Below are 22,830 nucleotides of genomic sequence, written 5' to 3'. Positions count from 1 at the left end.
AATTTATCCCATTGTTGCTTAATAAACCCTGATTGCAGACAAGGATAAAAACCGATACGCCCCAAGCAGCTATTTTCGATAAAATAAACCCAATTATTATCCCTATAAAATTACGACACCATGTACAAATCCCGCCTTCTTCCCCTGCCCGTATTGATTCTCTCCGCGCTAAACGCCTATGCGGCCAATACACCGAATCCGCTTAATCAAATCGATAAAAACGTACCCAACCAATTCGACAAAGACTTCCGCGACAATCTCGATCAGATTCATTCGGTCGAAATCCAAAAACGCGAGCAGTCGGCATGGGATTTACAGAAAAAACAAGATAACGACACGGTTGCACAAGAGGTGCCGTCTGAAAACAATACCGAATGTTTGGATTACACCGGTATCGAACTTTCCGGCATTACGCTCATCGATTCCAAAAAGATTGAAGCCAAGCTCCCCAAATGCATCAATCAAAACAACATCAACCAACTGAACCGGGATATCGTTGCCGAATATATCGCTCAAGGCTATCCGCACACGCAAATCAAATTTGAAACCACGCCTGAGCGTGTTTTGAAATTAGCAGTCATCGAAGGCAAAATCCGTGAGATTACCGGCGGCTCCCGTACAGTCAACGTCGACACCCTCTTCCCCAATCATCAAGGCAAACCGCTGAACATTCAATACCTCGACCAAGGTATCGAACAGGCAAACCATGTTGCTGGCAACAACGTCAGCATCGATGTTTATCCGCATGATGACGGCACCGCCTCAATCCAACTCAACAACGATGCCGAAAAACATTGGGGCGGCAGCGTCACCATTGACAATAAAGGCAACAAACCCAATACCACGACACTGCGCGGCAGCCTGAATGTCGGCAGCCCGTTGGGATTGAGCGACTCCCTTTATCTAAACGGCTATACCAATCTAAACAACCACGACAGCCATTACAGTCGCGGCGGCAGTATGTTCTATCAAGTTCCTTATGGTGCATGGACATTCAGCACTTACGCCGCCGCGTCGCAATCGCAAAGCATCTTAACGCCCAGCGTAACACGTTATGCCTACCGCTCCCAATCCAAAGCGGCAGGAATCAAAGCAGACCGCGTATTCTCACGCAGTCAAAAACATATTACCTCCGCCTATATCGGCATCGATTATGTGAAACAGACTGCAAAATTTGCCGACAGCAAACTGGAATTGCAAAGCCCGGAAGTCTATTCGACACAAGTCGGCCTATCGCATACAGCCATCCTGCCAAACGGCATTTGGCTCAACAATATCGGCGTGGAACAAGGATTTGCGAAAAATACCGAACACACGCCATTCGACAAGCGTTATACCTCTGTATCCTTGCAGAGCAATTTGATTCAAAACCGTCCATTGGGTAAATGGATCGTGCGCAACCATCACCAAATAGACGCCCAATATAGCCCGCATGATTTGTTTGCCGCCAAAGAAATGGACATCGTCGGTTATCAAAATGTACGCGGTTTCCGTTCAACTTCTTTGAGCGCAAACAGCGCAGTCTTGTTGAGCAATACCGTTTATTTCCGCCGCAATACGCCCCACGGCATCTATATCGAGCCTTATCTGGGCGCAGACATCGGCGTTGCCAAAAACAATAACGAAGGTTCGCAACGTGCCATGGGCTTAGTGGCAGGTTTGAATTTGGGCAAGGCGGACAAATGGCAGCTTTCTGCCGACTACGGCAAAGGTTTTGCGCGCATGCCCAACCAATCAAACAGCGAAAAACAGGATCATGTGACTGTTTCTTTACGCATTCCATTTTAAAGTTATGTAAATATATATCCTTTTATCCAATATATAAACCGCCCATCTTACCGTTATTAATTTTCCATTAATATCAATGAGATGGGCGGTTTTTATTTGCATTTGAAATAGTGCACACAAGGCCATACTGGTGGTATGATTGTAAAAAAATTCATAACAATGTTAATACATTCAAAAATTTCCTCAACAGAAATCCAATACCCGATATGGGATTTCTGATTCAATCTCCATCACGATAAATAAGGATTAAAATCCATGAAAATCGACACTTTATATCAGCCTAAGCTCTCAGCTTCCGGCAAAGTAACTGTCGCCGTGTGCTTTGCATTCCTGGGAAATGCAGCGGTAGCCGCCAATATCGAAGCCATCGGCCAAACTTCGGTACAGCAGCAACACAATGTTGACATCGTCAACATTGCCGCACCGACGGCTCAAGGTCTTTCTCACAACCAATATAACAAGTACAACGTTTCCCAACACGGTGCCGTTTTGAATAACGCCCTGTCTGCCGGTAAATCCCAACTGGCCGGAAACCTGTCTGCCAACAAAAACTTCCAAGGTCAGGCCGCATCTGTGATCTTGAATGAAGTGGTCAGCAAAAACCCTTCCCTGATCTTGGGTCAGCAAGAGATCTTCGGTATTGCCGCAGACTATGTTTTGGCAAACCCTAACGGCATTACCCACAACGGCGGCAGTATCCTGAATGCCAACCGCGCATCCTTGGTTGTCGGTACGCCAACCGTTTCAGACGGCGCGTTGAAATCTTTCAATATCAGCGACAATGGCAAACAACTGCAAGTAAACGGCAATTTGAGCGGCAACCGCGTGGTTGACCTGCTCGCGCCGCAAGTGGTTGTCGGCAAATCAGCCAACGTTAATGCCGCCGACGCCATCAATGTTTCTTCAGGCAAAAGCAACTTCGACTACAAAACCGCACAAATCGAAGCATTGGACGCTGCTTCAAATGCGCCGGTGCTTGACGGTCATATTTTCGGCAGTATGCGCGCCGGTACCATCCGCATCCACGCGACCGACAAACGCGCCAAACAAAACATTCAAAATGCCGCCATTACCGGTACCCGCTACCTGAATATCGACAGCAAAGGCAACCTGAGCATCCAGTCCGCCAATCTGACCGGCGCACAAATGGAATTGTTTGCCCGCGATACCGACATCAAAGGCACGGTTACCAGCCATTCTGCCAACAAATCTTCCAGCGGCAAAGAGGCGCAAAATGTTCAGCACTTCCGTTCGGACCGCAACAAAACGGAAACCTTTACCGCCAGCAATATCAATGCATCCGAGTCATTGACTTTGAACAATAGCGGCAGCCTCAACCTGAGCGCAGCCAACATCAATGCCGGCGCGCTGACTGCTTCTGCCACAGGCAATATCAATTCTAACGCGGTAAAAACCACCAACCGTACAGAATCCGACCACACTCAAAGCAAAGGCCTTTGGTACAACAACAACCTGAGCTCCTCTGCTGACGAAAGCCTGCATCAAACCAAAATCAATGCCGGTTCTGTCAATATTGCCACCACCGGCAAAGTTCAATTGGATGCGACCGAACTGAACTCGGCTGCTGATGCACGCATTGCCGCCCAACAAGGAATCGTATTAAGCAGCAACAGCGAAACCGACAGCAGCTCGACTTATGTCAGCTTCAAAAATGAAACTGCTGCCCTGAAAACCGGTATCGCTACAAAATCTTCCAAAAACTCTACCGCCCATCAAACCAAAATCTCCGCAGCCGGTGATATCGGTTTGATTTCCGAAGGCGATTTGAGCACTTACGGCGCAAGCATTGCGGCAAACGGCAATGTCGTTACCGATGTCAACAACATCAACTTGGGTACTCAAACCACCATCAACACCAACAGCCTCGACGACCAGAAAAAATACTGGGGCGGCCTGTTCGGCGGTGAAAGCCAAGTTCAAAACAACCGTACCGAAAACCTGCACGGCAGCAGCATTACTGCCAACTCAAACATAGTTTTGGGTGCAAAAAACGGCGTCAACGTTTACGGCAGTACCGTTGAAGGCCAAGCCGGTACATTCGTCAGCTCCAAAGCAGGCAATGTCGATATTAAAAACGCCACCAGCACCGATACTTCCGCACAAAGCGCGCGTAAAGGTACGATTTTCAATATCACTACCTCTAAAACCAGCAGCAACAGCAGCATTGAAAAAGTAACCGGTTCTACCTTGGTTTCCAATGCCGACCTGACCGTTGTTTCCAACAAAGACATCAATGTGATCGGTTCTGCATTGTTTGCGGCACAAAAACTGCAACTTTCTTCCGCAGGCGATTTGACCATTGATGCTGCAAAAGCGGTAGAAAACAAACAGGTCAACGAGTATTCCATCAAAGGCTACTCTGGCACCGAAACCAATAAAGAAAACGGCAGCGTGACTGCCAAAGCCGGTATTAAATTCACCGATACCCACACCGACACCCACTCTGTCGGCCTGAACGGCAGCATTTTGACCGGTAAAAACACCCAGTTGTCTTCCAACTCAAACGTTACCGTCAGCGGTAGCCAAGTCAACGGCGAAGAATCTGTCAACATTTCCGCAGCCAATGACGTCAATGTTGTTGCATCCAAAGGCAGCAACACTGTGACCGAATCCGGACGCGTAACTGATTTGGGCGTATCTGCTACTGCATACGAAAAAAATAACGTTGCAGGCGTCGGCGTATCTGTCGGCATTACCAGCACCAAAACAGATGCAACTACCGTAACGAATACATCTCATGTATCCAACATCAACACCGGCGGCAACGCCACCATCACTGCAAACGGCAATATTAATCAAGAAGGTACAGTGATTAATGCGACCGGCAATGTGGTTGAAGCTGCCAAAAACGTTACCCATGCAGCGGCACACAGCGGTGCAAAATCCGATGTGAAACAAAACGGCGGCGGTTTGGTCGTTTCTGCCGGCATCAGTACCAACAAAGGCATCGGCGGTGAAATCACTGCACAAGGTCAAGGCAACTCCTCGACCCACAATGAATCCACTGCAACCGTAACCACCATCAACGCAGGCAATGCCATCGTTTTGGCAAATGACAAAGTGTCTGATGAAGGTACAAAATACGATGTGACCGGTGCGATTAACATTGATGCAGGTTCATACCACAACACTGCCGCCCACAACACCAGCAACAGCAGCAGTAAACAAGGCGGCGCTTCTTTGACTGTCGGCGCATACACCAAAGATGGTTCAAACGTTGATGTGAATGCCAACCTGAACGTCAACTACGCTGATGAAAACAAAAAAGAATCTACCGCCGTCAAAGGCGATATGAATGCGACCAATGTTGTCATCAACGCCAAAGACTCTGCTGAAATCGCATCCAACATTACCGCCAACAACAACGTCAACATTACCGCAGGCAACGGCGTAACCTTCACCGAGTCAGCCAATACTGCCTCCAACCAAGGTACAGCTGTTAATGTCGGTATCGGCGCTGGCGCGACAATCAATGTTGAAACCGGTGTTGCCGTTCCTCACGTCAACGGCTCTGTCGGCGTCAACAAAACCGATAACGCTTCTTCTACCGCCGCAGGCGCGAATGTAGCGGCCGGCAATGAGATTAAAATCAATGCCAACAACGGCGACGTCAACCTGCACGGTACCAACTTGGTATCCAACAACTCCGTTGAAGTAGAAGGCAACAAAGTCAATACTTCCGGCGCGATCAGCAGCGTTAACGAAAAAAATCTGACCATCAATGTCAACGGCAGCTACGCTTCAGGCAAACCAAACGGCGGCATCAACGCCAAAGGTAAAAACGAAGCCAACGTAACCAATACGGCAAACACCATCCAAAGCGACAATGTTGTTATTACTACCGGCTCTCCAACCGGTTTGAGCGTCAACAATACGACCATCAACGGTAATAATGTTGCGTACTACTATGACGACAGTAAAGCTCCTGCGGCGAACCGTTATACCTATCGTCCTCGCCAACCAAGCTACGCCAAACGCCGTTTGCGCTACTAAGATGCGCTATTGAAGTCATTTAATAGCCATTAAGACATGCCGTCTGAAAACAGAAAGTTTTCAGACGGCATTTTTATCATCAATGCAAAACAACACACTATCTCTGTTATGATAATGCCTCGCTAATATTATTCCGTTCCTACCATGTCTTCCGCCCTTCCTTTTGACGCGCTCACACTTTCCATCGACGGCACCAACCTTATCGAAGCTTCTGCCGGTACGGGTAAAACCTACGGCATTGCCGCGCTCTTTACCCGACTGATTGTTTTAGAAAAAAAAGACATCGAGAAAATTCTGGTCGTTACCTTTACCAAAGCGGCGACGGCAGAACTGAAAACCCGTTTGCGCGCACGTTTGGACGAAGTGTTGCAGGTTTTGAACGAAATCCAAACTTTGGGCGGCGAGCCGGAACATATTTCAGACGGCCTGAACAAATATTACGAAAAAGAGAAAAAATCCCCCGATGACTTTCTCAATCGCTTGATTCCTTTGGCTTTAGGCGAGCAAGACGGACAAGAAAGCTGCCATCGCCTGATTCTCCGCCTCAAAGCCGCGCTGAGCCAGTTTGACAACTCCTCTATTTACACCATCCACGGCTTCTGTCAGCGCGTCTTGCGCGATTACGCGTTTTTGTGCGGCGCACCTTTGGATGTCGAGCTGTCGGACGACTCGCGCGAGAGGCTGCTGATTCCTGCACAAGACTTTTGGCGGCAGAAAGTGGCAACCGATGCCACATTGGCACAATTGGTTTTTGACCGGAAATGCACGCCCGAAGAAATGCTTGCCGAAATCAAAAGCTATACCGGCCGCCCCTATCTGAAATTCAGACGGTCTGAAGGCGATTTGAAAGAAGCCCAAGCCAACCTTCAAGAAACATGGCAAAAAGTTTGCGCTCAGTTGGAAGACTTGGAAAAAGCATTTTGGGCAATTTTTCCCAAACTTAACGGCCAAACCTACAAAAGAAAAACCTTTGAAAATGTTTTTACCGATTTAAAAACAAACGCCGAATCCAACCGTCTGCCCCGCCTGAGCAAACAAACGCTAGAAAAATTAAGCCTCTTCAGTATCGACACGCTCAACAGCAAACTGAAAAAAGAATATAAAACCGATGCCGATATGCCGGAAATTATTCAGCTGCAAGCCTTGGCCAATCTCGGTCGTGATTTGCAGGCAATGGAAAGCGCGGAAGAAGCGGTCTTCATCCGCCTGCAACTCGACCTCCTTTCCCACATCAATCAGTCCATTGCCGAACAAAAAAAATCACGCCGCGAGCGCGTGTTTGACGATTTGCTGCTGGACGTCCATCAGGCATTGACCACCAATGAACACGGCAACGCGTTGGCAAAAGCGGCGGCGGCAAACTGGGAAATCGCGCTGATTGACGAATTCCAAGATACCGACCCGCTGCAATACGAAATTTTCCGCCAAATTTTTATCGAACAAGGCTGCCCACTGTTTCTCGTTGGCGACCCCAAGCAGGCGATTTACAGCTTTCGCGGTGCGGACATTTACGCCTATCTGCAAGCTGCGCAAGATGCGGACAGGCATTACACCCTCGCCGTCAACTACCGCAGCCATGCCAAGCTGATTAACGGCATCAGCGCCTTGTTCAAACAAAAAAAACACCCCTTCGTCTTGGAAAATATCGATTACAGCGATGTCTCCGCCAGCCGCGCCGAAAGCCGGCTGTCGCCACACCGTCCCGCCATCCAAGTACGCTGGCTCAACACGGACGATCAGACCAACAAAGAGATTTTGCGTGGCCGTGCCGCCGAATATTGCGCCGATGAAATTGCCTTTGCGCTCAATGAAGCAGCCGAAGGCCGTCTGAACTTCAAAGGCCGCGCGCTGGAGTCCGGCGATATTGCGGTTTTGGTGCGCACCAACAACGAAGCGGCGATGATTGCCGGTAAACTGAAACAGCGCCGTATCCAAAGCGTGTTGCTGTCGCGCCAGTCCGTTTTCGATTCCGCCGAGGCAGATTCGCTGTCCGCGCTGATCGGCTTTTGGCTCAACCCAAGGCAAACCGACTGGCTGCGCTTTGTCTTGACCGGCGTTTTATTCGGCTATACCGCCAAAGAGATTTACGAACTCAACCATAACGAACACCAGCTGCTGAAATGGCTAGAGTCATCTGCCCAAGCCATGGAAAAATGGCGGAAAGGCGGCATTTTTGCCGCCGTGCAGCAGTTTGCCGCCCTACATGACATCGAAACACGCCTGCTCAAAGGCGGCAACGAGCGCAGCCTGACCAACTACTACCAAATTCTGGAGCTTTTGGCCGAAGAAGACAGTCAAAGCCGCAACCCTGCCGCCCTGCATAAATGGCTGAACGAACAAATCAGCCGTGCACGCAGCGGCCATTTCCCATCAGACGCGCAAACCATCCGTCTTGAAAGCGACGAAAAACTGGTCAAAATCGTTACCATGCACGCGTCGAAAGGTTTGCAATATCCTTTGGTGTACTGCCCCTTCGCGTGGGATACCAAAGACAATTCCAAAGAAAACTGGAAAATCCTGCATACTGAAAGCCACGAAACCGAGCTACTGGCAAAATCGCAAACCTCGGAAGCAGAACTAAGCCATCTTGCCGACGAAAAGACGGCAGAAGATTTACGCCTACTTTATGTCGCCCTTACCCGCGCCGAAGAACAGCTCAATATCTACGCCGCCGCCAACAAAAACTGTACGCCAAACAATCCTTTTGCCTATCTGCTCGAAGGTTTGTCGGATGCCGGCCGCGAGAGCGTCAGCCAAAGCTATAAAAGCGCGACAGACGTTGTAGAAATGCTTAAAACCAACTGGCAACGCTTTATCAAAAACGCGCCTGAAAATACGGAGTTTGCCTTCACGGAAGAAGCCCCGCCGGAAACCGTCTATCAATACAGCCGCCAGCAAGACCAAGCTTTTAGCGCACATAGCATTAAACGCCGCGATTTTGACTTTATCCGCCACACCAGCTTTACCGGTTTGAGCCGGCACACCAAGTCAACCGACGAACAACACGAGCCTTTGCAACCTGCCATCGATCCGGCAGAAAGCGCAGACCGTGCCATGCCGTCTGAAAACCTGCCGCCCCCACTTTCAGACGGCCTCGATATCCACCATTTCCCCCGCGGCACCAATGCCGGCGTATGTTTGCATGAAATGCTGGAAAAACTCGATTTCGCCGCCTCTGCCGAGAGCCAATCCGAAATGATTGCCGAAGTTTTGCAACGCCATAGCTTTGAAGACAAATGGCTGCCGACGGTAATCACCATGCTCGATACCTGCCGCCTTACGCCTTTAATCAACGAGAGCCTGTCACAGATTCCGACGACCCGACGCCTGCCCGAAATGGGGTTCACCCTGTACATGGACGATTTCAAACTGGACGACTTGCGCCGTTGGTTTGCCTCAAGCGAAGCAAACCTGCCGCCCGAATGCGTCCAAGCCGCGCAACTGCTTGATTTCCATGATTTGCAAGGCTATTTAAACGGCTTTATTGATATGGTTTGCCAAGATTCAGACAGCAATGTCGTTTTAATCGACTACAAATCCAACCATTTGGGCAACGATGCAAGCGCCTACACGCAACAGGCGATGAACGAAGCTGTGGCGCATCATCACTACTACCTGCAAGCCCTGATCTACGCCGTTGCCATCGCGCGCTACTATGCCCTGCGCGGCAAGCCCTTGCCCCAAATCGCCATCCGCTACCTCTTCCTGCGCGGCATGGACGGCTCGGATCAAGGCATCTGGAAATGGGACATCGATACCGCCCTGCTTTCCACTTTTGTTGAACGAAAAGCAAATACTTGATAAATCATCTTGTTAAACCGTCAAAAAGGCCGTCTGAAACGTTTTCAGACGGCCTTTGATTATTTGTGCAAACCGCATTCCTTACTGTCTTTGCTTTCCCACCACCATCGCCCGGCGCGGATATTTTCGCCCAGCTTGACTGGACGCGTGCAGGGTTCGCACCCAATGCTGGGATAGCCTTGATGATACAGCGCATTAAGCGGAACTTGGTGCTCGTGCGCATATGCCCAAACATCCTGCTCTTCCCAATCGAAAATAGGATTGAATTTGGCGATGTTGCGGCCTGTATCCAGCTCTTCAAAATTCAATTCGCTGCGCGTTTCGGACTGGCTGCGGCGTTGTCCGGTCAGCCATGCAGGCGCGTTGTGCAAAGCGCGGTTGAGCGGTTCAATTTTGCGGATATGGCAGCAACGGCGGCGCAACTCGACACTGTCGTACATCGCGGTCGTACCAAACTCCGCTTCAAATTCGGCGGCGGTTTGTCGATTGGGATAAAACACTTCCAATTCGGTTTGATAACGCGCATTGGTTTCGGCAATCAGCGAGGCGGTTTCGGGATTGAGTTTGCCCGTATTTAGCGTGATGATGCGGATGGGCAGTTTCAGACGGCACACGGCATCGGTAATGACCATATCCTCAACCGCAAGGCTGGATGCGAAGACGGCTTGCGGATAGCGTGCGGCAATGTCTTGCAAACGGTGCTCCAAAGCGGCTGCCAACTCAGGCAGTTGGCGGCGTTCGGCATCGCTGATTTCGGGGATTTTCCAGAGTTGTGGGCGGAATAAAGACATGGCTGGTTGTTCCTAATAATTTTCAGACGGCCTGTTGAAACGGCTGCCGATATGGTTATGGAACAATATTGTCCAGCGCCCTATCTTCAAACGGAAAGAATGCTTTTCTATTTCTTTATAACCAAAGCGTCTGCTGCTGGTTTTTCGGCAGCAAATGGCTCACGCCGATACCGATCAGGCGGAAGGCGTCTTCACGTTGCGGAGGTATGCGTTGCAGCAAAGTATGCGCTGCCTGAAGCAGCGAGGCGCTATCGGGAAGGACGGAAGAATACGTCAGCGAACGCGTGATAATGCGGAAATCGTGGGTTTTGAGTTTGAGGGTAACGCCTTTGGCTTCGACGTTTTTGCGTTCGATTTGCCGCCAGAGGTCTTCGGCGAGGTGCGGCAAATGGCTTGAAGCCTGCGCCAAAGACAAATCTTCGGGTAAGGTGATTTCGGTTGAGATTTGCAGGCGTTCGCGTTCGGCTTTGACCGGCCGCTCGTCGATACCGCGTGCCAAATCGTAAAGGCGGTAGCCGTAGCGGCCGAAATGGTTTAAAAGTTCGCCGCGCTCAAAACGGCGCAAATCGCCGGCGGTTTGCATACCGAGGGCATTCATCTTTTTCAGTGTAACTTTGCCGACACCGGGAATCTTACCCAACGGCAGGCTCTCCAAAAACGCCATGATTTTTTGCGGCGGCAGCACAAACTGCCCGTTCGGTTTGCGCCAGTCAGAAGCGATTTTGGCCAAAAACTTATTGGGCGCGATACCCGCGGAGGCTGTCAAACCGGTTTCTTCAAAAATTTCAGCACGAATACGTTTGGCCACTTCGCTGGCGTACGGGATATTTTCAAAATTTTGGGTAACATCCAAATAGGCTTCGTCCAAAGACAAAGGCTCGATCAAATCGGTATAACGCCGAAACACGGCATGAATCTGCGCCGACACTTGACGGTACAAATCGAAATGAGGCTGCACAAACACCGCCTGCGGACACAGCCTTTTCGCCGTTGCCACCGACATGGCTGAGTGCAAACCGAATTTGCGCGCCTCATAAGAAGCGGCACAAATGACCGACCGCGTACCGTCCCACGCCACAACGACAGGCAGCCCTTTCAGGTGCGGCTGCTCGTGTAGTTCTACCGAAGCGTAGAATGCGTCCATATCGATATGGATGATTTTGCGTTGGGACATGGGAAAAGGTGGATAAGAAAAAGGCTTATTGTAACAAAAGGCCGTCTGAAGTTTCAGACGGCCTCTATGTTTAAGCCTTATTTTTTACTGGAAAGCTGGTCAAACAATCCGCCGTCGGCAAAGAATTTTTTCATGATTTCTTCCCACGGGCCAAATTTCTCATTCGGATTAAACGTCTCAATCTCAGGGAAATCGGCTTTGTGTTTCGCCAATACTTCGGCATTGCGCGGACGCAGATAAAGATTGGCGGCCAACTCTTGAGCCGGTTCGCTCCAGAGGTTTTGCAGATAGGCTTCGGCAGCGGAGCGTGTGCCTTTTTTGTCGACTACGCTGTCCACGACGGCAACCGGTGCTTCGGAAAGAATGGTGTAGCTCGGATAAACGATTTCAAACTGGTCTTGGGTCAGCTTTTTGCTGACGTAGTTGGCCTCATTTTCAAAGGTAACCAAGACATCGCCGATATTGCGTTGACTGAAGGTCGTCGTTGCCGCGCGACCGCCGTTTTCAAATACAGGCGTGTTTTTCAGCAATGCGGCCACAAAATCTTTGGTTTTGCCTTCATCGCCGTTATTCACTTTCAAACCATAACCGTACGCACCCAAAAAGGCGTAGCGGCCGTTGCCGGTGGTTTTCGGGTTCGCCAAAACGATTTGCACGCCGTCTTTGGCCAAATCGCCCCAGTCTTGGATGTGTTTTGGATTGCCTTTGCGTACCAAGAAAACGACGTTACTGGTATAAGGCACGGCATTGTCCGGCAGACGGGTGTTCCAATCGGCTTTGACCAAACCTTTTTTCACCAAAAGCTCGATATCGGAAGTCTGGTTCATGGTCACCACATCGGCAGCCAAACCATTGGCGACAGCCAAAGCCTGCTTGCTGGAGCCGCCGTGCGACTGTTGGACTTCAACCGTTGCACCGCCGTTTTTCGCAGCATATTCTTTAACAAACAAAGGATTGTATTCTTTATAAAAATCTCGTGCGACATCATAAGAGACGTTCAACAGCTTCACATTACCGCCCTTGCCTGCGGAAGCGGCATTGTCGGCAGATTGTTCGTTTTTGGGAGAGCAGGCACTCAACGCCAGCGCGGCGGTCAATGCGGCAAAAGAAAGGGTACGGATATTCATGGTCGGCTCCTATTAAAAGTATGGCGATACTTTATCGGGATCGGAGGCAAACGGGAAATAATGTTTGCTTTTGGGTTTATCAGTTTTGGTTATATAAACCGAGGCCGTCTGAAATCAAAAAATAATTATTTATAACTATAAAATCTAAACCATATTATTTACAAAGTTAATAAAAAAGAGTACCGTTCGTATTCGCCGAATCATTAGGCGTTTTATTCAATAATCGAAAGATGGAGTGTAGAAACTATGAAACAATGGATGCTTTTAGGATTGCTGGGATTGGGCGCAGTGGCACAGGCACACGATGTTTGGGTGGCCGCACCGACACATCAGCCTGCCGGCCAAATCCTGCATGCGGATTTGGGTTACAGCCATGACTTCCCCAATGTCGAAAAAATCGCCGACGACCGCGTGCATATTTTCAAACCGCTGCAATTGACCGACAGCTCAAAGAAAACCGTTGATTTGGTGAATAAGGGCGAAAACTATCAATACGTTTCCAAAGCCGCCCTGCCCGCAGGCTCCTACTGGGTCAGCGCGACCTACCAACCGACTTTCTGGTCGAAAAACCAAGACGGCTGGAAACAGCAAACCTTGAAACAGCTGGCCGGTGCCACCTATTGCGAACAATCGCAAATGTTCGGCAAGAGCTTTGTCCAAGTGGGCAACGGCGCAGTTGATGAAGCTGTATTGACCCGCCCTATCGGCCAAGAGCTGGAACTGGTTCCGCTGAAAAATCCGAACGAAGTCAAAGCCGGCGGTATTTTGCCGGTCAAAGTCCTGTACAAAGGCGAGCCTTTGGTTAAAGCCACCGTTACCGCCAGCTCGGACACTTTGGCGGAAATGGACTTGGAATCAACCCATGACCACCGCGAGCCTCAAGGCTTCTCCGGCAAAACCGATAAAAACGGCGTGGTCAATGTGATTACGCTGATTGACGGTTTGTGGAAAATCAAAGTCGTGAACGAGACCGATTACGGCGATAAAAGCGTATGTCAGAAAGATAATACTTACGCAACGCTGATTGTGCCTGTCGGCACCAAACGCGCAGCCGCACGCCATGCCCACCATCATCATTAACAACCATTAAAAAAGGCCGTCTGAACTTTCAGACGGCCTTCATTTATTCTAATTCATAACCCAAATTTCTAAAAAAACGGGAGAATGTTTCCAACTCATCACCATTTAATTGGGTAAAACGGATACGGTTGCAGCCGGTCAAGACCACACTTCCCATCCAGTGCGCCCCAAAGACGCGCTCTAAAGGGACATTCCTCATTCGATTGATAAACGGTACTTCTGAAGAAAATTGTGTCGCAATATTCGGAGGCGCGAATTTCAGACCCAAGTCCTGCAATGTATAACGGTGTTGCGCCGTCAAAAACATATCCTCGTGGTGCAGCCGCACCAGCCATTCCATACCGGCAATTTTTCCGTCTTTCGGCGGCAAAGGCGGCCGGATTTCTACATTTAAACCCAGTTGCCGAGGCATGGTTAAAAGCCGCTTGCTGCGCAGGCTGAAACCGCCGTTCTGCGGCTCGTCCAAATTCGGGGAAGTCTGAATCAGATGCTGTTTGGCCAAATATTGGTCGGTCCCCTTCAGGAAAAACTGCCCGTCGGCTTCGGTTTCCAACAAAATCGGCAAAGGTGCGCCGATGTAGTCATATTCCCGATAGGCATCCTGCCAGTTTTGACCGTTCAACACCCAACCGTCATTTTGAACAATCAAACAATAATCGGTTTCGATGTAATACATCAGTTGGTACAAAACAAACAGATTGTATTCCAGATAACCGAATGGACGGCAAGGCTGATGCAGGATATTTTCCGGCAAACCTTGCGGACGGCTCGGGCTGATCAGCAATCCACGGCTTCCGGGCAATTCGGCGCAACTGCGGGCAACGGCGTACATCGTGCCCTCGGTATAAGAATCTGCGCCGGTAATACCCACCACAGTAATGTCAACAAAACTCATTATATGTTTCCCCTGTTTCAGACGGCCTTTGCCTTATTTACGACACCTTGTTGCAGATTTCTTTCAAACGGTACAAGGCATCCAAGGCTTCGCGCGGCGTGAGGTTGTCGGGTTGGATTTGCGCCAACGCTTCGGCCAACTCATCGGTCTGGGCATGGCAAACCGGTTCAATGTCCGGCTCTTCCTCATCCGCCCTATTTTCAGACGGCATGGCGCTGAAAATATCCAACTGCGGACGGTTGGCGGCGGCTTGGGCTTCGAGTTCGTCCAGATGTTTTTGGGCGGCTTTGAGGGCGCGGTTGGGCAGGCCGGCGAGTTTGGCGACGGCGATGCCGTAGCTTTTGCTGGCGGGGCCGGGTTCGATGTGGTGGAGGAAGACGATGTCTTGTCCTTGTTCGAGCGCGGAAAGGTGCATGTTGACTGCCGTTGCGTGGGCTTCGGGCAGGCGGGTCAGCTCGAAATAGTGGGTGGCGAAGAGGCTGAAGGATTTGTTTTTTTGCAGCAGATGTTCGGCAATGGCGTGCGCGAGGGCGAGGCCGTCGAAGGTGGAGGTGCCGCGTCCGACTTCGTCCATGAGGACGAGGGATTGGTCGGTGGCGTGGTGGAGGATGTAGGCGGTTTCGCTCATTTCGACCATGAAGGTGGAGCGGTTGGAGGCGAGGTCGTCGGAGGCGCCGATGCGGGTGAAGATTTGGTCGATGGGTCCGATTTGGGCGGCATCGGCGGGGACGAAGCTGCCGGTGTACGCCATAAGGACGATGTGGGCGACTTGGCGCATGTAGGTGGATTTGCCGCCCATGTTGGGGCCGGTCAGGAGCATGAGGCGGTGTTTGTGGTCGAGGCGGGTGTGATTGGCGGTGAAGTGGCGCACTTGTTGCTCGACGACGGGATGGCGGCCGTTTTCAATATGGATGACCGGATAGTCGGCAAACTCGGGGCAGACAAAGCCGCGTTCGGCGGCAGTAGCGGCGAAGGTGGAGAGTACGTCGAGGGCGGCGGCGGCTTTGGCGGCTTTTTGAAGCTGCGGCAAGGCCGTCTGAATGTCTTTGAGGAGGGCTTCAAACAGGCGTTTTTCCAATGCCAATGCCTGCTCTTGCGCGGTCAGGACTTTGTCTTCGAAGGTTTTGAGTTCGGGGGTGATGAAGCGTTCGGCGTTTTTCAGGGTCTGGCGGCGTTGGTAGTCGGCGGGGGCTTGTTCGGCCTGGACTTTGGAAAGCTCGATGTAGAAGCCGTGGACGCGGTTGAACTCGACTTTGAGGGTGGAGAGGCCAGTGCGTTCGCGTTCGCGCGCTTCGAGGTCGAGCAGGAATTCGTCACCGTGATTTTGGATGTGGCGTAACTCGTCGAGTTCTGCGCAATAGCCTTGGTTGATGACGCCGCCGTCTTTGAGCCAGACGGCGGGTTCGGGCATTACGGCGGCTTTGAGGGTTTCGGCGACGGGCAGGGTTTCGGGGAAAACGGCTTTGAGGGTTTCTAAGAGACTGCTGCCCTCGGCGGACAATTCGATTTCGGATAGGGCAAACAGGCTGTCGCGCAGGGCGGCGAGGTCGCGCGGACGGGCGTTGCCGACGGCGATGCGGGCGGCGATGCGTTCGATGTCTGCGATGTTTTTCAGACGGCCTTGCAGGGTTTCGTATTGCGAACCCAGCGCGGCAACGGCTTCTTGGCGGGCGCGGATATGGGCGCGGCTGCGTAAGGGGTGGTGCAGCCAAAGTGCTAAGAGGCGGCTGCCCATGTGGGTGGCGCAGCCGTCGAGTATGGAAAACAGGGTCGGCGATTTTTTGCCGGAAAGAGTTTGCGTGATTTCAAGATTACGGCGCGTGGCAGCGTCCATGCCGATATATTGGCTGTCGGTTTCGAGCGAAATGCCGTCGAGGTGTTGCGGCATCAGGTTTTGCGTCAGGCGGATGTAGTTCAACAGCGCGCCCGCCGCGCCGACGGCGGCTTCGTGTTCTTTGCCGTCCAAACCGAAGCCGTGCAGGTCTTGGCAGCCGAAGTATTCGGTCAATAATTTCGCGCCCGCGTCGGCGGCAAACTGCCATGAATTCAGGCGCGTGATGTTGGCTGAGGTTGCCTGAAAACCATTAGGCAGGCTTTTGCCTTCGGGCAACAGGATTTCCGCCGCCTGCAAACGCGCCAGCTCGTCGGCGAGTTTATCTGCCGTCGTCAGCTTGGTTTTGAATTCACCGCTTTGTAAAGATGCCCACGCAATGGCGACGTGTTTTTTATCCGCGTTCACCGCCGCGATGCGGTTGGTTTCCTTGTCTTCCAAAAACGCCGCGTCGGTCAGCGTGCCGGGCGTCACAATGCGCACGACTTTGCGCTCCACCGGCCCTTTACCCGCGCCGACTTCACCCACCTGCTCGCACACCGCCACGCTTTTGCCCATTTTAACCAGTCGCGCCAGATACTGCTCCGCCGCATGAAACGGCACACCCGCCATCTTAATCGGCACGCCGTCCATCTGCCCGCGCGTGGTCAGGGTAATGTCCAACAGCTTTGCCGCCTCCACTGCGTCATCCAAAAACAACTCGTAAAAATCGCCCATGCGGTAAAACACCAGCTTGTCGGCGTGTTGCGATTTGATGGCGAGATACTGCTGCATCATCGGAGAGACGGTGGGTTTGGACATGGGAAAGCCTTAAAAACGCAAAAGTGTTATTGTAACAAAAGGCCGTCTGAAAACCTAAATAAGCTTTCAGACGGCCTTTTATGTATGCCAAATAAGATTAATCATAAACGAAAATAATGTCCAAGTCTTTCTTCGGCAGGAAATTTTCTTTGACTGCTTGGAAGCGGTTCTGCCCTACTTTGCGCAAGGATTTGTCCCAGCAGAGTGACAACACAGTATTGGGCTCGCGGTCTATGGTCAAAGTGAATTTACCGATAGGTTTTGCCCAGTTGGCACCTGTGGTCAGGACATAGCCCAAATGGTGATAGACCTTTGAACCTCCTTTCACATTTTTAAAGTTTTTAAGGAAGTTTTCATCCATGCAGTACTCATCTATGAATGCTTTGCTGTCTTTGGCTTTAAGCGAAGGCAGGAAGCTGCCGCCGACCAGCGGGGTGTATTGGTGTTTGATTTCGGTTACAGAGTTGGCTTTAAAGGTTTGCTTCCAGCTGTAAATAATCTGCGACGACCAATCGGGCAGTTCATCCGTCTGTTTGGGCAGCATGGATTGGACTTTGGCGGAGCGGCAGGCTCCGATTTTGCTGCCGATTTTTTCACCGTCTTGCTTTTTCGTCCATGGGTGCATCAGTTCCTGATCGCTCAAACCGCATTTTTTCAAATCGGCGGTCACGTCCACCAGCGAGCCGTTACGCCGTTCAAAATAGGCGCGGACGTGGGCTTGCGGGCGGACAGGTTTGCCGTCGGCGTAAATTCGGAAGCTGTCAACCAAGCCTTTGGTGTCGGCAAAGTCGGAAACTGTAGCCGCAGGAACGATGGGCAAAGGAAAAAGAACCGTCTCGGTAATGTCTTTCGCTGTAGTATTTTTAAACTTGTAATGTACGCGGATTTGCTTTTCGCTGATGTGCAAATCTTCGCTCTGCATATCGATATGCGGATTTTTCAGATATTTGATGCCGCTTGTGCTGACCGTACCCATACTGTCATTGGCATGAGCAGCCCCAGTCAGCAGAAGGAGCAAGATTAAAGCTTTTTGTTTCATGATTTAACCCCTTTGAAACATGCCGTCTGAAAAACAGGTTTCAGACGGCCTTTAACAGCAGCTTGGTTTTAAGCCAAAGCCACTTCCAAATTATCAATCAGGCGCGTGGTACCCAAACGGGCGGCGGCAAGCACCACCAATTCTTTATCGCCGACATGAGCTACTGCCAAGCTGTGTGCATGGCGGATTTCAACGTAATCTACCACCCAGCCGGCATCGCTCAAACGGCGGATACATTCGGCTTCAAGCTGGGCGTAATCCAGATTGCCGTTTTTCAGGGCGGCGGCAATATTTTGCAACTCTTGATGGAGGCGTGGCGCCTCTGCGCGCTCTGCTTCGCTCAAATATTGGTTGCGGCTGGAAAGTGCCAGGCCGTCTGAAGCGCGGCCGGTATCGACCGGGACGATTTCGATATTGAAATTCAAGTCTTCGACAAAGCCTTTGATAATCGCCAGCTGCTGATAGTCTTTTTTGCCGAAACAGGCGGTATCGGGTTGAACAATGTTGAACAATTTGGTTACAACGGTCGCAACGCCGCGGAAATGTCCCGGGCGGAATTTGCCGCACAATTCGTTTTGCAGGTGCGGAGGCTCGACATTGAAACGCTGTTCCACATTCGGATACAGCTCTTTTTCATCAGGCGCGAACACGACGGCAACGCCCTCACCTGCCAATTTGTCGGCATCTTGCTGCAAAGTGCGCGGATATTTGTCGAAATCTTCGCCTTGTCCGAATTGCAGGCGGTTGACAAAAATACTGACCACAACGTTATCGGCACGTTTTTTCGCTTCGCGCACCAGCGCAAGATGGCCTTCGTGCAAATTGCCCATGGTCGGTACAAATGCCACTTTTCCGGCAGTTTTGCGCCACTCGCGCAATTCTTTAATCGTATGAATGATTTGCATGGTTTGAAAAATCCTTTATCTTTTCCGCTGTTTCATCAACGGAAATCACGCGCCGATTATACGCTTTTATTCATTAAAAAGGCCGTCTGAAATAAGTTTCAGACGGCCTGGAGTTTATTTTATCCGGCAAACGTATGTTCGACAGATGGGAACGTTTTTGCTTTGACTTCGTCCACATAGGCTTTAACCGCAGCTTGAACGCTGTCTTTACCCTGCATAAAGTTCTTCACGAATTTGGCGGTTTTACCAGGGAAAATGCCGAGCATATCGTGCATCACCAAAACCTGACCGTCGCAATCCACGCCCGCGCCAATACCGATGGTCGGGCAAGAAACGGTCTCAGTCACTTTTTTCGCCAATTCCGCAGGAACGCATTCCATCAATACGATTGCCGCACCTGCTGCATCATGCGCTTTGGCGTCGTTGAGCAACGCTTCCGCCTTATCGCCTCGGCCTTGTACTTTATAGCCACCGAATGCAAACACGGATTGCGGGGTCAGGCCGATGTGGGCGCAAACAGGGATACCGCGCATTTGCAAAAATTCAGTGGTCTCCGCCATCCAGACACCGCCTTCGAGCTTGACCATATGCGCGCCGGCCGCCATCAACTCTGCCGCCGCCGCAAATGCCTGCTCTTTACTCTGCTGATATGCGCCAAACGGCAAATCGCTGACAATCATGGCATTTTTAGTACCGCGAGCCACACATTCAGTGTGGTAGCACATATCCTGCAAGCTCACCGGCAAAGTGGACTGACGACCTTGCACCGCCATACCCAAAGAATCGCCGACCAGCAACACATCCACGCCGGCATTGTCCATCAGCGCGGCAAAGCTGGATTCATAAGCGGTCAGCATGGCGATTTTTTCGCCCTCTGCTTTCATTTTTTGCAAAGTGTTTACGGTAATCATGGTGTTTTGTGTGTTCCGCCCGACGGGCAGCCCTTTGTTGTAATGGAAACGCGGTATTATAAGGTCTGCTTTTAAAATATCAAAGCATAAGCAAAAGCCCGACTGCTTTCACAATCGGGCTTTTAATTGGTGCCGGCACCAAGAGTCGAACTCGGGACCCCCTGATTACAAGTCAGGTGCTCTACCAACTGAGCTATACCGGCTTACTGAAATGCCTTGCAGCACCATCAGTCTTTAACTGGTGCCGGCACCAAGAGTCGAACTCGGGACCCCCTGATTACAAGTCAGGTGCTCTACCAACTGAGCTATACCGGCAAGGAAGTCGGCATTATGCCGATAAGTTCCCATCTTGGCAAGCATTTTAAAACAAAGTTACTCACGAAATTATAAAAACCAATGATTTTAAAGAAAATTAAATACACACCTTATTTTCCAATCCAATACGCTCAAAGGCCGTCTGAAAACCGCCCCAGCGCAAAACATCATTGTTTCTGTTAAAATAACGCCTTTTACATCTTTCGTCTGCACCCATGCCGCCCCGCCATCCTTACCGCCGCCTGCGCCCTGCCAAATCCCATCTGCCCGAAGTTGGCATTTCCGAAGAAGGCAATATCCGTTCCCTGCACTTGGGCAGCGACACCATTCAAAGCTCCATGAATGTCGATCATCCGTCCGAGCTGGTGTTGTCGTACAGCCGCGCCATGATGGGTTGGCTGCTGTTTGCAGAAACCCCGCCCAAACACATCACCCAAATCGGCTTGGGCGGCGGCTCGTTTGCCCGTTGGATAGACAGCTATCTGCCCGATACCAAGCAAACCGCCGTGGACATCAATCCGCAAGTCATCGCCGTGGCGCGCAGCCTGTTTGAATTGCCGCACGAAGGCGAAAATTTTGAAATTATCGAGGCAGATGGCGCGGAATATATTAAAGTGTTCCGCCACAATACCGATGTGATTTTGGTAGATGGTTTTGACGGCGAACAGATTATCGATGCTTTGGTGGAAGAGCCCTTCTTCCAAGACTGCCGCAACGCCCTCTCTCCAGACGGCGTATTTGTGACCAACTGGTGGAGCGGCGACCAGCGTTACCAACGTTTTGTCGAACGCCTGCTCAACGTCTTTGACGGCCGCGTGCTCGAACTGCCGGCCGAGAGCCACGGCAACGTAGCGGTCATGGCCTTCCAAAGCAGCCCCAAAGAACAAAATCTCGACAACTTAAAAAAACGCGCCGAAAAATTAAGCGAAAAATACGGCTTGGACTTCAAACGGATGCTTGCTGATTTGAAAGCCAACAATCAAAACAACGGCAAGAATTTTTATCTGTAAACCGCTTCAGGCCGTCTGAAAAAACAAACAAGGACACACTCATGCTCAAACCCGACATCATTCAAATCCCCGGCCCGGCCGGTTTGCTGGAAACCATCTACCTGCCAAGCACACAAGAATCCGCCTGCGGCGTCGCCGTCATCAACCACCCCAATCCCCTGCAAGGTGGCACCAACACCAACAAAGTCATCCAAACCGCCGCCAAAGCCTTATCGCAACTCGGCTTCCATTGCTACCTGCCCAATTTGCGCGGCGTAGGCAACAGCGAAGGCGAACACGACTACGGCCGCGGCGAAACGCAAGACTGCATTGCCGTTATCGACTACGCCCGCGCGCAACATCCAGACGCACCGCAATTCGCCCTGGCCGGCTTCTCATTCGGCGGCTACGTTTCCACCTTTGCCGCCCAAGAACGCACGCCTGATTTGCTGTTGCTGATGGGCGCCGCCGTCCATCACTACACCGACCGCCCGGAACCATCAGACGTTCCCAACGTCGCCAAAACATTGATGATTCATGGCGCGGAAGACGAAGTCGTTGAAATCAACAAAGCCCTGACATGGGCAGAACCACAAGGCCTGCCGGTTGTAACCATTGCCGGCTCGTCCCATTTCTTCCACGGCAAACTCATCGTTTTACGCGATACGATCACACGGTTTGCACCGGCTTTATTAGGCTAAAATACAGCTACAAAATAAAACAAGGCCGTCTGAAAGCTTTTTCAGACGGCCTTGTTTGTATGAAAACCTTATTATCAAATATCAGGCTCAAGTATTCAGAAATCCATCAAGGATTTTCTACTTAACATCTCAATTCTGAGTCAACCAATACTGCAAACCAATCAAAGTCTTACCATCTTTGATTTCATCGTTTACCAATGCATTACGCACCTCGTCCTTGCTCATCAGGACAGTTTCTGTAATTTCATCCTCATCGTTGCTCAACTCGCTGCCCAAACGCACGCCTTGCGCTTGGTAAAGATACATTTTTTCATCACAAAAACCGACTGCGGTATAAAAGGAGTACAACAGTTTGACACTGTCGGCGACATATGGCGTTTCTTCCGCCAACTCACGCAAAGCGCATTCGGCAGGATCTTCGCCTGCAATATCCAATTTACCCGCAGGCAATTCCAACGTCGCCTGATCGGCTGCATAACGCCATTGGCGCACCAAAACAACTTTGCCGTCTTCCGTTTCCGCCAATACACACGCAGCACCCGGATGGCGGATCACAACCCGTTGGCTTTCGTTGCCGTTGGGCAGGCGCACCCGATCGCGGCTGATGGTAACAAAAGAACCTTCGTAGATTGGCTCACTGCTTAATTTAGTTTCTTTCAAATCCATTT

Annotated in this window: 15 protein-coding genes and 2 tRNA genes; 6 read left to right on the top strand and 11 right to left on the bottom strand. The window is 50.9% G+C overall.

What is annotated here, in order from left to right; all coding sequences use genetic code 11:
* The first annotated feature begins 120 nt into the window (after window positions 1–120).
* The 3 genes from HMPREF2952_RS08405 to recB all read left to right on the top strand — a co-directional run bounded on the left by HMPREF2952_RS08405 (window position 121) and on the right by recB (window position 9,603).
* Window positions 121–1,788, top strand: a complete 1,668-nt coding sequence (locus HMPREF2952_RS08405; protein WP_049343965.1) for a ShlB/FhaC/HecB family hemolysin secretion/activation protein — start codon at window positions 121–123, stop codon at window positions 1,786–1,788.
* A gap of 255 nt (window positions 1,789–2,043) precedes the next feature.
* On the top strand, window positions 2,044–5,802 hold the full coding sequence (locus tag HMPREF2952_RS08400; protein WP_070625422.1) for a hemagglutinin repeat-containing protein: 3,759 nt from the start codon (window positions 2,044–2,046) through the stop codon (window positions 5,800–5,802).
* 144 nt (window positions 5,803–5,946) lie between these two features.
* A complete protein-coding gene (recB, locus tag HMPREF2952_RS08395; RefSeq protein WP_070625424.1) occupies window positions 5,947–9,603 on the top strand; it encodes an exodeoxyribonuclease V subunit beta in 3,657 nt (1,218 codons plus the stop codon).
* 59 nt (window positions 9,604–9,662) lie between these two features.
* On the opposite strand, the gene HMPREF2952_RS08390 is transcribed toward recB, so the two are convergent.
* The 3 genes from HMPREF2952_RS08390 to HMPREF2952_RS08380 form a co-directional block, all read right to left on the bottom strand.
* The gene (locus HMPREF2952_RS08390) at window positions 9,663–10,394 is read right to left on the bottom strand and encodes a phosphoadenylyl-sulfate reductase (protein ID WP_004521081.1); all 732 of its coding nucleotides are present in this window, start codon (window positions 10,392–10,394) and stop codon (window positions 9,663–9,665) included.
* Between the two features lie 115 nt (window positions 10,395–10,509).
* On the bottom strand, window positions 10,510–11,568 hold the full coding sequence (gene dinB, locus HMPREF2952_RS08385) for a DNA polymerase IV (protein WP_004521080.1): 1,059 nt from the start codon (window positions 11,566–11,568) through the stop codon (window positions 10,510–10,512).
* 77 nt (window positions 11,569–11,645) lie between these two features.
* The gene (locus tag HMPREF2952_RS08380) at window positions 11,646–12,689 is read right to left on the bottom strand and encodes a sulfate ABC transporter substrate-binding protein (RefSeq protein ID WP_191620581.1); all 1,044 of its coding nucleotides are present in this window, start codon (window positions 12,687–12,689) and stop codon (window positions 11,646–11,648) included.
* A 252-nt stretch (window positions 12,690–12,941) separates the two neighbouring features.
* Here HMPREF2952_RS08380 and HMPREF2952_RS08375 point away from each other — a divergent pair, with 252 nt between their 5' ends.
* Window positions 12,942–13,775, top strand: a complete 834-nt coding sequence (locus HMPREF2952_RS08375; RefSeq protein ID WP_049343971.1) for a DUF4198 domain-containing protein — start codon at window positions 12,942–12,944, stop codon at window positions 13,773–13,775.
* Between the two features lie 43 nt (window positions 13,776–13,818).
* On the opposite strand, the gene HMPREF2952_RS08370 is transcribed toward HMPREF2952_RS08375, so the two are convergent.
* The 7 genes from HMPREF2952_RS08370 to HMPREF2952_RS08340 form a co-directional block, all read right to left on the bottom strand.
* On the bottom strand, window positions 13,819–14,670 hold the full coding sequence (locus HMPREF2952_RS08370; RefSeq protein WP_070695515.1) for a DUF5672 family protein: 852 nt from the start codon (window positions 14,668–14,670) through the stop codon (window positions 13,819–13,821).
* A gap of 37 nt (window positions 14,671–14,707) precedes the next feature.
* Window positions 14,708–17,302, bottom strand: coding sequence for a DNA mismatch repair protein MutS (gene mutS / locus HMPREF2952_RS08365; protein WP_070695513.1), 2,595 nt, complete (start codon window positions 17,300–17,302; stop codon window positions 14,708–14,710).
* A 97-nt stretch (window positions 17,303–17,399) separates the two neighbouring features.
* Window positions 17,400–18,341, bottom strand: a complete 942-nt coding sequence (locus HMPREF2952_RS08360) for a DUF4424 family protein (protein ID WP_070695511.1) — start codon at window positions 18,339–18,341, stop codon at window positions 17,400–17,402.
* A gap of 68 nt (window positions 18,342–18,409) precedes the next feature.
* Entirely contained in the window at window positions 18,410–19,246 is an 837-nt protein-coding gene (gene panC / locus HMPREF2952_RS08355) for a pantoate--beta-alanine ligase (RefSeq protein WP_070695509.1), read from the bottom strand.
* A gap of 119 nt (window positions 19,247–19,365) precedes the next feature.
* Window positions 19,366–20,157, bottom strand: a complete 792-nt coding sequence (panB, locus tag HMPREF2952_RS08350) for a 3-methyl-2-oxobutanoate hydroxymethyltransferase (RefSeq protein WP_049333454.1) — start codon at window positions 20,155–20,157, stop codon at window positions 19,366–19,368.
* 127 nt (window positions 20,158–20,284) lie between these two features.
* A tRNA-Thr gene (locus tag HMPREF2952_RS08345) sits at window positions 20,285–20,360 on the bottom strand.
* Window positions 20,361–20,396: 36 nt separating this feature from the next.
* Window positions 20,397–20,472: transfer RNA gene (locus HMPREF2952_RS08340), tRNA-Thr, on the bottom strand.
* A gap of 215 nt (window positions 20,473–20,687) precedes the next feature.
* Here HMPREF2952_RS08340 and HMPREF2952_RS08335 point away from each other — a divergent pair.
* On the top strand, window positions 20,688–21,482 hold the full coding sequence (locus HMPREF2952_RS08335) for a polyamine aminopropyltransferase (protein ID WP_070695507.1): 795 nt from the start codon (window positions 20,688–20,690) through the stop codon (window positions 21,480–21,482).
* 41 nt (window positions 21,483–21,523) lie between these two features.
* Complete coding sequence (locus HMPREF2952_RS08330; RefSeq protein ID WP_070695505.1) at window positions 21,524–22,162, top strand: alpha/beta hydrolase; 639 nt, start codon at window positions 21,524–21,526, stop codon at window positions 22,160–22,162.
* A gap of 129 nt (window positions 22,163–22,291) precedes the next feature.
* On the opposite strand, the gene HMPREF2952_RS08325 is transcribed toward HMPREF2952_RS08330, so the two are convergent.
* Window positions 22,292–22,828 carry an NUDIX hydrolase gene (locus HMPREF2952_RS08325; protein WP_004520157.1) on the bottom strand — a complete coding sequence of 179 codons (537 nt, stop codon included), beginning with the start codon at window positions 22,826–22,828 and terminating at the stop codon, window positions 22,292–22,294.
* Between the last annotated feature and the right edge of the window lie 2 nt (window positions 22,829–22,830).

The sequence above is a fragment of the Neisseria sp. HMSC068C12 genome (assembly GCF_001814095.1).
Classification (GTDB): domain Bacteria; phylum Pseudomonadota; class Gammaproteobacteria; order Burkholderiales; family Neisseriaceae; genus Neisseria; species Neisseria perflava.
The sequence above is the reverse complement of the archived record's forward strand: the minus strand, read 5'-3'. Positions and strand labels throughout refer to the sequence as shown.